Annotated in this window: 12 protein-coding genes; 2 read left to right on the plus strand and 10 right to left on the minus strand. The window is 62.0% G+C overall.

Features of this window, described 5'->3' with window-relative positions; all coding sequences use genetic code 11:
- Window positions 1-13 precede the first annotated feature (13 nt).
- Entirely contained in the window at window positions 14-241 is a 228-nt protein-coding gene (locus tag ACE3SS_RS07805) for a helix-turn-helix domain-containing protein (RefSeq protein ID WP_374592613.1), read from the minus strand.
- Window positions 242-461: 220 nt separating this feature from the next.
- Between ACE3SS_RS07805 and ACE3SS_RS07810 the strand changes: the two genes are divergently transcribed.
- Window positions 462-716: a helix-turn-helix domain-containing protein gene (locus tag ACE3SS_RS07810; protein ID WP_374592615.1), complete on the plus strand. Its 255-nt coding sequence runs from the start codon at window positions 462-464 to the stop codon at window positions 714-716.
- Between the two features lie 189 nt (window positions 717-905).
- Here the strand turns inward: ACE3SS_RS07810 and ACE3SS_RS07815 are convergent, their stop codons facing one another.
- From ACE3SS_RS07815 to ssb, 7 genes are all read right to left on the minus strand, one after another.
- On the minus strand, window positions 906-2,294 hold the full coding sequence (locus ACE3SS_RS07815; protein WP_374592617.1) for a phospholipase D family protein: 1,389 nt from the start codon (window positions 2,292-2,294) through the stop codon (window positions 906-908).
- 326 nt (window positions 2,295-2,620) lie between these two features.
- On the minus strand, window positions 2,621-2,878 hold the full coding sequence (locus ACE3SS_RS07820; RefSeq protein ID WP_374592619.1) for a helix-turn-helix domain-containing protein: 258 nt from the start codon (window positions 2,876-2,878) through the stop codon (window positions 2,621-2,623).
- Window positions 2,879-3,675: 797 nt separating this feature from the next.
- Window positions 3,676-4,110 carry a hypothetical protein gene (locus tag ACE3SS_RS07825; protein ID WP_374592621.1) on the minus strand — a complete coding sequence of 145 codons (435 nt, stop codon included), beginning with the start codon at window positions 4,108-4,110 and terminating at the stop codon, window positions 3,676-3,678.
- Complete coding sequence (locus ACE3SS_RS07830; RefSeq protein WP_374592623.1) at window positions 4,107-6,119, minus strand: integrase; 2,013 nt, start codon at window positions 6,117-6,119, stop codon at window positions 4,107-4,109. The genes ACE3SS_RS07825 and ACE3SS_RS07830 overlap by 4 nt, the downstream gene beginning before the upstream one ends.
- Window positions 6,116-7,645 (minus strand): site-specific integrase, encoded by a 1,530-nt coding sequence (locus ACE3SS_RS07835; RefSeq protein ID WP_374592625.1) that lies wholly within the window; start codon window positions 7,643-7,645, stop codon window positions 6,116-6,118. Before ACE3SS_RS07835 ends, ACE3SS_RS07830 begins: the two co-directional genes overlap by 4 nt.
- Window positions 7,629-8,885, minus strand: coding sequence for a tyrosine-type recombinase/integrase (locus tag ACE3SS_RS07840; RefSeq protein WP_374592627.1), 1,257 nt, complete (start codon window positions 8,883-8,885; stop codon window positions 7,629-7,631). Before ACE3SS_RS07840 ends, ACE3SS_RS07835 begins: the two co-directional genes overlap by 17 nt.
- A gap of 135 nt (window positions 8,886-9,020) precedes the next feature.
- Window positions 9,021-9,524 carry a single-stranded DNA-binding protein gene (ssb, locus tag ACE3SS_RS07845; protein WP_374592629.1) on the minus strand — a complete coding sequence of 168 codons (504 nt, stop codon included), beginning with the start codon at window positions 9,522-9,524 and terminating at the stop codon, window positions 9,021-9,023.
- Between the two features lie 227 nt (window positions 9,525-9,751).
- Here ssb and ACE3SS_RS07850 point away from each other — a divergent pair, with 227 nt between their 5' ends.
- Window positions 9,752-11,707, plus strand: coding sequence for a RecQ family ATP-dependent DNA helicase (locus ACE3SS_RS07850; RefSeq protein WP_374592631.1), 1,956 nt, complete (start codon window positions 9,752-9,754; stop codon window positions 11,705-11,707).
- Between the two features lie 2 nt (window positions 11,708-11,709).
- Here ACE3SS_RS07850 and ACE3SS_RS07855 read toward each other — a convergent pair whose 3' ends face one another.
- A complete protein-coding gene (locus ACE3SS_RS07855; protein ID WP_374592633.1) occupies window positions 11,710-12,579 on the minus strand; it encodes a M48 family metallopeptidase in 870 nt (289 codons plus the stop codon).
- 48 nt (window positions 12,580-12,627) lie between these two features.
- Window positions 12,628-14,178 (minus strand): MFS transporter, encoded by a 1,551-nt coding sequence (locus tag ACE3SS_RS07860; protein WP_374592635.1) that lies wholly within the window; start codon window positions 14,176-14,178, stop codon window positions 12,628-12,630.
- Window positions 14,179-14,268: the final 90 nt, after the last annotated feature.

Below are 14,268 nucleotides of genomic sequence, written 5' to 3' on the forward strand. Positions count from 1 at the left end.
TCAGGTGTGCAGGTCAGCCCCGATCGACAACGTGTTCAAGCAAGTCGGACACGGGACAGCCGAAGTAGGTGCAGAGCTTGTCGACGATGTCAGTGCCCGTGCTGTAGCCCCGGTGATTCAGGATCTTGGACAGCGTCATGCGGTTGACCCCGGAGGCTTCAGCCACCTCTTGGATGGTGATGCGTCGGGACTCCCGAAACTGCTTCTTCTCGATCTGCTCGGCGAGCTTGAAACGGATCACAAGATGTTCCAGAAGAGCGTTTGATAAGAAAAAACATCATATGCGCGCGGGAGTTATCTGGCAATGGAGCATGGTCCGAGCATTGATGTCCAATCGCTCCGATTGATAAGTTTTGTTATCAATCGATGTGAATTGGTGGCCAGCGGGTCTTGCCTCCGGCCTTCACGCGCCGATTGACCGGGCCCTCAACCCAAAGCACTGATAGGTGCTCTCAGGGGTTGTGTACCCCACCGAGGTGGAGGGGCACGTTTCGCCGCGTGACTTAGGCGGCAGTGGCGGCGGCTTCGCATGCGTACTGGTGGCCCAGGAAGGCCTGGCCGAACTGGCCGACCTGCACCGTACCTACGTGGGGTCTGTCAAACGTGGCGAGCGCAACATCGCGGTCGACAACATGGAAGCGCTGGTCAACGGACTTGGGCTGGACATCTGCGAATTGCTTCGCTTGCCGACCACACAAGCCAGGTCCGGGGCGTAAGAGTCACGCGAAACGAGGATTGAGTCGGGCATTTTGCGCGAGCGCGTCTTCATGAGCCGGCTCGTCCAACTGCATGCAGGTAGAGGTGCACGCGGCGCCTCGGGCGCGCCCTGATACCGCCCCCCGGTGACCGTGGGCGTTGATGCACGGGTCTGCCACGTCACGGACCGACCCGTCTGGAGACCATACCTACTCGGAGAACAGCGCGACGTCGTGACCGAGCGATCGGAGCGCCTTGTTGGTTCGATTGTTTCTTGGAGGGAACAGGTCAGGGCGAGCCCAACCAATGGCCTCTCCAAGAGAACTTGGCCCGAAGTGGTCATAGCGCCACTTGCTGTCGGTTGTCACCATCCAAAGGCGCTCTGTCATGTTCGGGACCGACTGGTCCCACACGAGGAACTCCAGTAGATCCCTCACATGCATTTGCGACTCGTCACGCTTCATTTCCCAGAGCCATTGCGCGACGCGATTGGATCGCTCCAGCTCTGTCTCTGAATGTCCTTTGGCGAGGCCGAGGATGGAATTCTTCATCTGCCGAGCATGCGTTTTGAACGCATGCACTTCGAAGAAGACCTCCTGGAAGTCCTTCAGTTGCCAACGGCGGAGCTCGTCCTGGGCAAACCGCTCTCGAATTTTCGGAGCGATCTTGCCGATGAAGATATCCTCACCATAAGGAGCCTCCGGCAGGCTTGCCCACCACGAGGCCGCATCGGCAAGCGCTTTGCCCGGATCTGCTCGATGACGCTGATAGGCCCAGTTGACCAGTTCAACACTTTTTGTGCTGTCGCCATCGGCGCGTTCGTCCCGAACTTTCACGTAGTAGAACGCATGCAGGAACTGGTCGAAATGCACGGCAGGTTCGGCGTCAGGTGATACCCAGCTTGGCCGCTTGTTCAGTTTCGTGAACTCTCGACACAGGCCGCGCAACAACTCCAGCGTTTGCGTCCATTCGGTGGTGAATCGGGTAAACGCCGTGGTCTGGAGTTTTGATTTCGGCGCTGTTAGTCCTTTGTGAGCAGGGATGCCTTTTGTCGCTTCCTCGAATTGAGACTTGAGCTTTTGGCGCGCGGTGTAGACGCCTTGCTCCCAGGTGCCGAGCTTGCTCAACACTTTGACCAGTTCTGCGGTCACTGGTGCCGACACGTCCTTGAGGTAGCCGAATTGCTGTTCCAGATCCAGCTGAAGTTGGTTGCCGACAATCTCGGCCTCTTCAAAGAAGACACCGCACTCGACGTTGGTGAACCAGGCGTTGGAAGTCAAATTGGCGGAGCCGATGTAGGCACCGAAGCCGTGCCACCAGATGATCTTCGAATGGAAGTGCCCTTTAACGAGCCTCGGGTTCACCGCGAGCGGGCCGGCCTGCAACATGTCTTGGAGCACGGGAACCGCAACCGCAGCGTCCTCATCCAGAAGTCCGTAGAAATCTAGAAAGATCTTGTTCGTGTAGCAGTGCTGGAAGAACGGGTTGTTCTGTGTTCCGTAGGCAACGGCGGCGGTCACACGGCTGCATTTCCCTGCGGCTGAATTCATCAAATCGAGGAGCCTGACGCCGTTCATTTCTCCCATGACCACTTGCATCTCCCGCGTTCCTCCTTGTGTTCGACGATGACTGCCGCTGGGTGAGTGCGCAATTCGATCTTGACCAGCCGCGCCGATTTTGGGGCAACCAGGGGCGACGTGCGGACTCAAGCCACGGCCGACGGTGGATGAGTCTAAGACATTGGTACCAAGACTTTTTTTGGTCGAACGCCAAGCAGGCCCAAGGCGAAATCGCCTTGGGCCGGTCAATCAAGAGTGATGAGTGGCGAAAACCGATTCAACCGACATCCGTCTGGTCGAAATTCATCGGCGCACACAGCCCATTGATGAAAAGACCGATAAGCGGCATTTCAGCCGTGGTGCGACTACTGCGACTTTGCTGCCCTTGGAACCAATAGCTCGAACGGCTCAACGCCTAAGGCAATGGCGATCCGCTCGAGATTGTCCAGCGAGATGTTCCGCGCGTGACGTTCCACATGTGCGATGAATGTCCTGTGCAGACCTGCCTCAAATGCCAATGCTTCCTGGCTCCAACCGAGAGCAAGACGCATGGACAAAACGTTCAGTGCCAGCAGTTCGCGGGCTCTCGGATAGACGTTGGGCGCAGTTGCAGTACCTGACATAACCACGCCAAGTCTGTTGCTGTGCCGCTTTTAAGTCAGCCGCTTTTAAGTCACAATTGCGCGGGAGGAATTTATCAATGTTCGCAACACATGAACCATTTCGATTCCCAATCCAACTGGACGATAGGTGGACGACATGGCGCGCGGTCGAGGTCGAACTAAACACCCCTTGGTATATGGCGACAGTGCGAGATCTGGGGGACGACGTCGAACGAACGTTTTTGCTTAGCGGTGGGGCCGACCTCCTGCTGTTCGCAAGCCAAGCTCCATTTGGTCCACTGGTCTCCCTGCGTCTGGTTCTCTCCCCGTCGTGGTCCCCGTCCGGGGACTGGGCGTTTGTAAACATCCGCAGCGTCGATATGCCAACCTGCCCACCTGACGGCGCAGCTTCGGACGCTGTAGTTACCAGCTCCGAAGGCACGCGTTATGGCGGGTATCCGATCACGCCGCTAGTGGGGGACGTTGGGCCGTTGGAGCGACTGGTAACGCTCAGCCGCGATTTCAGGGCGTGACAAGACACCATGCCATGGATCGGCCACTCGGCATACGTTTTGGACGCAGCTTGGGCTGTGTGCCGGCCCCAAGCCTTGGGTCAAAGTTCAATCGGCTAGGTGGGGGCGGCAGAAATCCTGGACTGGTTACGCGGCAATTCCCAGGCGCCGGCGGTGATCGGCGGGACTGCGGAAACCCCAGGACATGGTTCACCGTGATGCCGGCGCCAAAGGGAAGTCGCTGCCGGTCCATCAACGTATGGAATCGCTGAACGTTCTTCCTGGCGACCTATTGCTAGCTAGGTATCACTTCACCGTTTTCGAGCGGTCACGATCGGGCTTTGGCAAGGGCGCGTTCAACATGTCCATGGTGACGCCCTTGCGTTCCGCGTTGTGCGCCCAGGTCACGAAACGCTCCACCAGAAGGTTGTTCTCCGCTTCCAACCGCTCAGCCTTCGCCTTGAACCGCTCTGCTTGCTCCATGGCTGCACGGACGCGCTCGTCGGTAGGGGTGCCACGAGACTTGGGAAGCGTGCCCCTTAGGGCATCCTTGCGGTGTGCAAAGGCATTGGCTACCTCAGCATAGCTGGCCAAGGTGTAGCGGGAGTACCGATGCCCCCACGCCTCCTCCAGCTTGTCCAGCAGAAGGTCCCAGGTCAGCTTGCCTCTCCACGTGTCTAGCGTGTCAAGGGCGGTGGCAATGTGAGCCGGCGTCAGGTCGGGTGCACGGTTCTTCTTCATGGCAATGCCTGCTTCTTGTTGTTCTTGATGAAGCGGATAGATTTCACGTTGTCGGCCATGATGAGAGGCGCGTTGGAAATATCCAGCCGGATACGTGAACCCACGGGCACTTCAGGGTTCTCCAATATGGAAAGCATCGAATTCACACGCTCCAGGGTGGCGGCTTGATGCTTGACCCAGACATCAGCACCGTACTCGTCGTCGCTTAAGGCCTCCTTGGCCCGCTTCAGCAGGTATTCGGTCTCGCTCTTCAGTTGCCGTAGATTTGCTTCCTTGTGCGATTCACCTTTGACGCATTCCTGCTCTTGGCAGTTGATGCAGTCGCGATACATCTGGCAAGGCTCGCTCGCGAAGTTGTGACGGCACCAGCCGTACTCCGTCGTGTGCGCGGCTGTGAGCCCAAGCCCTTTGAATTCGCTGCGCATCATCAAGTTCCGCCCTTTCACATCAACGGGCTCAAGCTCAGCTGTGAAACCTGCTTTCAATGCCTGGCTGATAGGCGCCTGCACCTCCTCGGAAGACATGTGGTCGTAGTGACGGTTCTGCTTGACGTCCTTGCGCCCCGAGAAGATTGCGACTTCCGCGCTGCTCATGCCCCCCATCTGCGCGAGGGTGTTCAGGTAGTGGCGCAGGCTGTGGCTGTTGAACTCAATTGGAGAACCATCGCCCTCGGTGTAGCCGAACGTTTCAAAGATTGAGCCTCGACCTTCCCTAGTGCCGAACCGACTCGTGATGGCCTCGTTGTCAACGCAGCTGAACATGCATAGGTAGGTTCCCCTGCCGGCGTGCATCTCGTTCGTCCGAGTGATCGCGACGGCATCCATGCACCGGAGCTCGGGCGCACCGGGCATGAAGGGGAAGGTAGCCGGCAGCATGCTGAGAATGGCTCGCTCCACGTCCTCCAACAAGTACCCGATGCGTCGGCCTCCCAGAGGCTGTTTCTCCAACTCGTGACTATTCGCCCAGGCATTCGCTGAGGACTTTGCGCTCTCATCGCCCCAAAGCACCAGAGCAAGTTCGCTCAAACTCAATACGCGGTGGCCGCGCAAGTGTGCAGCTCCCTCATGGAGGAACAGCTTGGTCGGGTTAGCCGTGTACCAGGTTGCAAGCTCGTTAGCAGGGGATGACACCCGAATCAAGTTTTCTACTGCCTCACGAGCGATGTCAGTCATATCGGACGGTAACCACTTGGTCGTGTTCTCGAACCCCTTCGAGCCTGCCCACCGAAGGCCCAACTTGCCCCTGAACTCGCCGTCGCCCTCCACAAGGCAGTTACGTCTCAGGCGCAAAACCTCATTGATGCGCTCAGGGGCGCACAGCATCAGCGCAGTCATGCTGGATGTCATGACATCCGGTGTCTCAACAGCTTGGTGAAAAATGCCCGCCAGGGCACGCAACGTTGCTGCCGACGGCAGCTTTTCTCTCCGGTCTTCGAGGGCCTCCTTGGATATTCGAGAGCCCACCTCCTGGGGCTTCTTCATCCCATGCGTCCAGCGCTGGCGCAGAGATATGAACAGCTTCGAAGCCATGAACTCGGCGATGTATTCCAACTGACCTGCGATGCGATATGCCACCGGAGGTGACATCTGCTGTTTGGCCAGCGCTACCGCCGTATCTAGCACAACAGGGTCTACAGCGGTCGGCCGAGACCCCTTCGACTCTTGACGCAGCGCCGCTTCAAGGCATCGAAGTGCCGCGATCCGCGTAGCTTGTGAAGTCACTGGACGACTGTCTTGAAGATAGACGACAACCGCTTTGGCAAAATTCAAGAAGGGCTCGGGCAGGCTCGGTTCGGGCTTGTTCAGGCAAGCTGCTTCCAGCGTGCTAAAGATGACCCGATTGATCTTGTTCTGCCCCTTGAAGTACCCAGCTTCCCATACGTGCTTGTCGAATTGCAGGCGCGCCTGCAAGACCTCTGACTTTCGACATAACTCAATGAAGGCTTGGAGGTTGGCTTGCGGCTCTAGCTCGGCTCGCGGCGTGAAGTGAAGGATAGGCGCGCCGCTCATACTGCCCCTTCCTCACGGCCGCGCTGCGACCAGATTTGCGCGCATAGCGAGATGACCTCCTTGACGGCTCGAATAGGCTCTTCATTGATGGCAGCCATGCGGTCATCCGAGGACCACTTCTGGCGGTCTGCTTCGAGTCGATGAAGCACCTTCTCATGCGGAGCATCGAGCCAAGGCTCGAACCGGAAGCAGGAGTAGCAGGCGACCGGCTTGTTAAATCCACAGCCACTAGCCTTGCCAGCACAGCTGCCGAGGCCCTCCGTGGTCACGCGAAAGTCGTGGATTCGGCTGCCAGGTGCGCCCTGGTGAGTACTGTGATCTTCGTCCTCTACCACCTGCCCCTTGAAGGCCTGCGCGAGTGGAGCCAGAAACTTGCTCAACGCTTTGTCGTAACTCTCCACAATCTTCGGAGATGCGGAGACATAGCAGTCGACGTTCTGGAGGTCTGCGTGTCCCAGCCGTTCCGCGATAACCAGCTTGCTGGCTCCCTCCTCAGCCATTCGGGTCCCAAACGTGTATCGGAACCGCTTGGGAGCAACGGGCATGGGGGCATAGTCAAGGCGCGCTGTGGGCGGCGCGATGTCCCTCATGAGCTGGACAAACCACAGAGACAGCATGCCTGGAGTGCAGTGCCCGAGAAACAGATCGCCCTCGGACCGAATGCTCTTTCGAGGTCCCCTAGGCATGACCAGATCTGTGGAAAAGAACGCACTGTCGTCGGCCGCACCCGAAGCAAGTAGTTCGTCACGAAATGCGACGATGAGCTGCGAGGTCTGAGCGCTGATATCGAACTCCAGGAAGCTCGAACGCGCGTGGTCAAGTCCAGTTTTAACTTGTGGAAGCTTCAGGACGGAAGTCTGTGGATTGAAGTCACAGAGCTTAAGCGAGGCGTACTGCGAAATGCGCCCGCCGCATGCGAGCAACAGGCGAGCCAGAAGCAGCGTCCATAGCGGTAGCTCGCCCTTGCCGTACGCCGCGTTCGCCGCCGAGTACAAGGCTGTGTACTCGGCTTCGCTAAACGGGCCCTTGACTGGGTCCCGGGTGCGAACCGCGTCGCCCTTTGTGTTCCCGGGCTTTCGATGCTCTCGCAGGTACGTCGCACATTCGGGCGTGACGCCCGGTAACTGCAGGTCAACCCACTTCTGCAGCAACCCATTCAGCGTTCCGATGCGCCATTTTTCATTAGGCGCAAGCATGGCCGCGTAGTCAGCAACCGCTTGTTCATTAATCGCCCACGTGTCCCGCTTAGGAGCGCTGTTCAGGAAGTGTATGAACGCACCGAACAGGTTCTCAACATGACTGGAAGAGTGGCCAGTAACGTAGGAAAGCAGCGCCGCCTTCAATGAACTCTTGTACGACGCCCCTGCTACACCCAGCAGCGTGAAGTCCACATGAGCAATGAAGGGACCATCTGACCATTCCCAAAGGTCAGATCTAGGGTCGAAGGAGGTCTTGCTACGAGTGACGACCCTATCGGGTAGAGCTGGGACCAGCGCAAGGAATTTCTGTTCAGTCGTTTGGTGCATCGAGTTTTTCTTGTAGTTTCAGGGCGACCTCACGCCCCTTGCGGCGCGTATGGCGACGTGTGTAGTCACGTGAAGACTGCGAGTTCTCTGACCAGCCTTGCTGCTCATTACGCGCACGCATCTCTTCGACTTCGGACAGCCCCATACGGTCGGCCTGCTCAGAGAACCGCTCGTTCCACGTGTGCCTCAAAACGTGGCTTGTCAACGTAACGGGAAGCCCAGGACATGCAGCGCGCAACTGTTGGAACAACTTGCCGATACTGCGTATAGAGAGCGGTGCACCGTCCTGAGCCACGAAAACCTGCGGGAACCTGCGCGCCGCTCGGATGGCATGCCGCTCTTCTCCGATATGGGACAGGAGCGCCTTCATGATTGCGGGTCGCAACTCAAGTTCTCGTGCGTTTGTTTTGGAATTGACCGGAGTGGGGCGCGGGTCCTCGGGCGCGTCGGCCCGTCGAAGAACGCCTAGCCGAGATAGCTGTGCGTTCAGGTCGCCGATTTGCAGACCGAGCGCCTCTCCGCTGCGCATACCCGTTGCGAGCATGAGCATCACAATTACCCAGTTCCTCTTCCTTACAAAGCCCCGCTGCCATGGGTTGTCAGGACTGTCCGGATGCACAACCGATAGCAGTCGGTCCTGGTCCTCTTGCGAAAGCCCTTCCCTAGCGCCTTGTTGCACGCGCTTTGACACCTTCGGAATCTGCGCTCGGAAGCCTTTCAGTGCCTCGGTGCTGTCCAGTAGAAGCCGCTGACGTGCAGGCCCAGAAAGTTCTGCAGCGTAGTAACTGGCGACAAACTCTAGGTAGTTGGCCATGTAGCGCATGCGGTTGGCGTGGTTGGCCTTTCCCACCGGGGCGGCCTCTTTCGATGGCTTGCTACGGCGCATGCGCACGCTCTTGAGACTGACTACCTGCTTGCCCGCCTCGTTCTCATCTGCGTGAGACAGGTCGTCCATGGCGTACTGGGCCGCGTCTGCGAGGCGATTGAGTTCGGCAGGGGTGAGAAATTCCCCTGCTCGTAAGCGCGCAAGAAGGTCAACACGCGGAGAAGCGTCCAATTCGCGATAAAGCAACGCGAGGCATTGGCAGACGGTCTGAATGGTGTTGGCGGCGCGCCCCCGTCTGCGCCACTTCTGCAGGAAGAGAGTCACTGCATGAACGGGGAGCCCGTCAGGGCCCTTCAACACTGAGTAATGCTCGCCGTTCTGAAACCGAACGCGCTTCGCGATGTATCGTGGCATCTATCCACCATTTTTAAAATTCGTAGTTAAGCTCCTTCCTCACTTAAACACAAAACAGAGTGTTGATAATAAAGAAGGCCCGCTTCCTATAGAGAAAGCGGGCCCTCAATCAACACAAAAGCAACAAGGTGCTATTTAGAACGGAATGTCATCGTCCATGTCGTCGAAACCGCCCGACGACTTGGGTGCCGGCTTGGGAGCCGGTGCCGAGCGCGGTGCGGCCGGGCGGGCGGCCGGCGCGGCGGACTCGCGCGAGTAGCCGCCTTCGTCTCCACCGCCGTAGCCACCACCCGAGCCACCGCCTTCGCGGCCGCCGAGCAGCTGCATGTTTTCAGCGACCACCTCGGTGGTGTAGTTGTCCTTGCCGTCCTTGTCTTGCCACTTGCGGGTCTTGAGGCGGCCTTCGACGTAGACCGGGCGGCCCTTCTTGAGGTACTCGCCGGCGATCTCGGCCAGGCGGTCGTAGAAGACCACGCGGTGCCATTCGGTCTCTTCGACCTTGTCGCCGGTGTTCTTGTCTTTCCAGTTGCGCGAGGTGGCGATGGTGATGTTGCAGATGGCGGCGCCGTTGGGCGTGTAGCGCACTTCGGGGTCGCGACCCAGGTTGCCGATCAGGATGACTTTGTTGATGGAGGCCATGAAGCTTGCTCCTGGAGCATAAAAAGGTTCTCGAACTAGCGCTGACGCGCCAAACAGGTTTTGCACGACCCGCCATGCGGACGCCGCACCGGCTCGTGGGGAGCCGAGGGCACGAAAATCGGGGAGTGGGCACGTAGCTTACCAGCCCGGGGCAGGCGACCCGGTCGCCCAGAGGTGGGGCGGGGTACAGTGCGGGCTGCGTGTATCGCCCGTCGACTGCTGCTTTCGTGTCTTCCCTCGCCCGCCCTGCCTCCACCGCCCCGCTCGACATCCTCAGCGAAGTCTTCGGCTACCCCGCCTTTCGCGGCGCGCAGCAGGCCATCGTGCAGCACGTCACCGAAGGCGGCGACGCGCTGGTGCTCATGCCCACCGGCGGCGGCAAGAGCCTGTGCTACCAGGTGCCGGCCATTGCGCGGCACCGCGGCGGCCAGGGCGTGGCGCTGGTGGTGTCGCCGCTGATCGCGCTGATGCACGACCAGGTGGGGGCGCTCGAAGAAGTCGGCGTGCATGCGGCCTTCTTGAATTCGACGCTGACGCTCGAAGACACGCAGCGCGTCGAGCGCGAGCTGATGAGCGGGCGGCTGGTGCTGCTCTACGCCGCGCCCGAGCGCGTGACCACGCCGCGCTTCCAGGCCATGCTGGCCTCGCTGCACGAGCGCGGTCTGCTCAGCCTGGTGGCCATCGACGAAGCGCACTGCGTGAGCCAGTGGGGACACGACTTCCGCGAAGACTACCTGGCGCTGAGCATGCTGCACGAGCGCTTTCCGGACGTGCCGCGCATTGCGCTCACCGCCACGGCCGACGAGCTCACGCGCGCCGACATCATCGAACGCCTGCAGCTGCAAGACGCACGGCTGTTCATCAGCAGCTTCGACCGGCCGAACATCAAGTACACCATCGTCGAGAAGGACAACCCGCGCGCCCAGCTGCTGCGCTTCATCCAGAACGAGCACGAGGGCGACGCGGGCGTGGTCTATTGCCAGTCGCGCAAGAAGGTCGAGGACACGGCCGAGTGGCTCAATGGCGAAGGCCTCAACGCGCTGCCGTATCACGCGGGCATGGACGCGGCGCTACGCCAGCGCAGTCAAGACCGCTTCTTGCGCGAGGACGGCGTCATCATGGTCGCCACCATCGCCTTCGGCATGGGCATCGACAAGCCCGACGTGCGCTTCGTGGCCCACCTCGATCTGCCCAAGAACATCGAAAGCTACTACCAAGAGACCGGCCGCGCCGGGCGCGACGGCCTGCCCGCCGACGCCTGGATGGCCTATGGCCTGGCCGACGTGGTGAACCAGCGCCGCATGATCGACGAAGGCGCGGCGAGCGACGATTTCAAGCGCGTGCAACGCGGCAAGCTCGACGCCCTGCTGGCGCTGGCCGAGGCGCACGACTGCCGCCGCGTGCGCTTGCTGGCCTACTTCGGCGAGACGATGGGCCCGCCCGACGCCGGGCCGCCCCAAGGCGGGCGGAGCCCCCTCGGGGGGCAGGGACAGCACGAAGTGCCGACCGTGGGGGCCTACAAATGCGGCAACTGCGACAACTGCGTCGCCCCCCCCGCCACGTGGGACGGCACCGAGGCCGCCCGCAAGGCGCTGAGCTGCATCTACCGCTTCTGGCAGAACGGCCAGCAGCGCTTTGGCGCCGGCCACCTGACCGACGTGCTGCGCGGCAAGCGCACCGACAAGGTCGAGCAATACGGCCACGCCGCCTTGAGCACCTTCGGCATCGGCGCCGACTTGAGCGAGGCGCAGTGGCGTGCCGTGCTGCGCCAGCTGGTGGCATTGGGTTACGTCGAAACCGAGGGCGAGTTCAACACCCTCACGCTCACCGATGCGGCCCGCAGCGTGCTGCGTGGTGAGGTGACGCTGCGTTTGCGCGAAGCCAGCGAGCCCACCGCGCGGGGCAAGCGCGGCAAAACGGGGGGCTCAGGCAAAGGGGCGGGCGCCGCACCGGCCGATCTGGATGCCGAAGCACAAGAGCGCTACGCCGCGCTCAAGGCCTGGCGCGGCGAGGTGGCGCGCGAGCACAACCTGCCGGCCTACGTCGTCTTTCACGATGCGACGCTGGCCGAGATGGCGCGGCGTTACCCGGCCGATCTCGACGAACTCGGCACCATCAGCGGCGTCGGCGCCAAGAAGCTGCAAGCCTATGGCGCCGAGATCCTGCGCGTGCTGGGGCGGTAGGCTCAGCGCCTGGGCGGCTTGGCGGCGCGCTCGTAGAGCGGCATCACCTTGGGCAGATTGGCTTCGATCTGCTTGATGCGGGTGTTGTCGGACGGGTGGGTCGAGATGAACTCGGGCGGCGCGCCCTTGGCGGCTTCGGCCATCTTTTGCCACAGCGAGATGCCGGCGCGCGGGTCGTAGCCGGCGCGGGCGGCCAGCTCCATGCCGACCAGGTCGGCCTCGGTTTCATCGGAGCGGCTGAACTTGAGGTTGAGCAACTGGTTGCCCATGTTGAGCAGCTGATCGCCCGTGCTGCTCAGGCCCAGCAGCTGCGACACCAACCCCGCCGCGATGCCGGTGGCCGCCGCCTTGCCCATGCGCGAGCGGGCGTGCTCGCGCAGCGCGTGGGCCGTCTCGTGGCCCATCACGATGGCGATCTCGTCGTCGGTGAGCTTGAGCTTGTCGATGATCGCGCTGAAGAACACGATCTTGCCGCCGGGCATGCAGAAGGCGTTGACCTCCTTGGCGTTGATCAGGTTGACCTGCCAGTTCCACTGCCGCGCGCGCGGGTTCCAGTCGGGCGTGAACGGGACGATGCGCCGGGCGATGTCGCGCACGCGCACGACCTGCGGGTGGTTGTCGGGGAACAGCGCGTTCTGCGCCCGTGCCTGCTGCATCAGCTCGGCGTACTTCTGGTTCGCCGCGCCTTCGACGGTGTCGGCCGACACCAGCTTGGCGAAGCGCGACTCCTGCCCCACCTCGACGCCCTCGCGCGCCTGCGCGGGCAGCAGGCTCGCCGTGATCAAACCCAAGGCCAGCATCGACGACACAACGGAGGCCCGGAACGCACGGCGCGTGAGCAAGGCAAGTGGGGTGTGCGGGGTGTGAAGCATTGCGGCGCAGCGGGTCAAGGTGGCAGATGGGGTCATCAGCCTGAAATTCTAGGCAGGCTCGGCCTCCAGCGCCCGCACCTGCGGCTTGAGCCACCACAGCAGCGCGAGCGCCGGTAGCGCCACGACGATCGACAGCAAGAAGAAGGTGGGCCAGCCGATGGTCTCGGCCAGCACGCCGGCCAGCGGCCCCACCCACACGCGACCGACCGACGAGAACGCCGACAGCAGCGCGAATTGCGTGGCCGTGAAGCGGTGGTTGCACAAGCTCATCAAGAAGGCCAAAAATGCCGCCGTGCCCATGCCGCTCGAGATGTTCTCGCAGGCCACGGCCAGCAGCAGGCCGCCGTCTACATCCGTCGGCTGAGCCAGGCGCACGAAGCCCCAGTCGAAGGCCGGCACGGTGAGCCCGGGCAACGCGCCCTTGCCGTGCACCGCCAGCCACCAGAAGCCCAGGTTGCCCAGCATCTGGATGACGCCGAACAACAGCAGCGAGCGCCACAGCCCGAGTCGCATCATCAGCGCGCCCCCGGCCAGCGCGCCGGCAATCGTCAGCCACAGGCCGATGACCTTGTTGACCACGCCCACCTCGGCCGAACTGAAGTGCATGGCCTGCAGCAAGAAGGGCGTGAGCAGCGACAGCGCAAAGGCGTCGCCCAACTTGTAGAGCACCACGAAGGCCAGAAAGGGCTTGGCGCCGGGCTGCGCGAAGTAGCTGCGCAAGCCGCCGAGAAAGGTCTCGAAGCGCGCCGCCTGCGCGGCCCAGCCGGCCAGCGGAATCGTCACGGCCATGCCGGCCAGCAGCGCGGCCAGGTCCAGCCATTTCTTTTGCAGGGGGGCCGACAGGCTCGACGCCGCCAGCGTGCCGCCCAGCAGCGCCTGCACCGCCGGCTTGATGGCCTGATCGGTGAGCACCACACCCGCCGCCACGGCTGCCACCACGGCGACGAAGCCGATCAGGTCGTGGCGCGCCACCGAGGTCGGCGTGGGCGCGTGCGTCAGGCGCGGCACCAGCAGCGCCGACACGCCCGCCGCCGCGACCATGATGCCGGCCATGAAGCGGTAGACCTCGGGCCAGGTCCAGCCCGCGGCGCTGCCGGCGTTGCTCGGGTCCGTCCAGATCATCACGATGCCGCCCGACACGATCATCGCCAGGCGGTAGCCCAGCACGGCGGTGGACGAACCCAGGCCTCGCTCGGCGCTGCTGAGCAGGTCGGTGCGGTAGGCGTCGATCACCACGTCTTGCGAGGCCGACAAGAAGGCCACGGCCACGGCCAGCAGGGCGAAGACGCGCGTGGCGCCGGTGGGCGAGGTGCCGGCCATCACATACAGCAGGGCGGCCAGCAGCAGCTGGGTCAGGACCATCCAGCCGCGCCGGCGCCCGAGGCCGGGCAGCTCGAAGCGGTCCATCAGCGGCGCCCACAGGAACTTGAAGGTGTAGGGCAGGCCGACCAGGCTCAAAAAGCCGATGGTGGCCACGTCCACGTGCTCGGCGCTCATCCAGGCCTGCATGGCTTGGCCGGTGAGGGCCAGGGGCAGGCCGGACGCGAAGCCCAGCAGCAGCACGGCGGCGAGCCGCCAGGTCGTGAGCAAGCCTTGCATCAGCTGGCTCCCAGGCGGTCGCCGATCCAGCGCAGCAGGTCGAGCCACATCTGGCGCATCTCGGCGTCGGTGGGCGTCTGGCGCGCGTTG

Source organism: Aquabacterium sp., assembly GCF_041915145.1.
In the GTDB taxonomy this organism is placed as follows: domain Bacteria; phylum Pseudomonadota; class Gammaproteobacteria; order Burkholderiales; family Burkholderiaceae_C; genus Aquabacterium.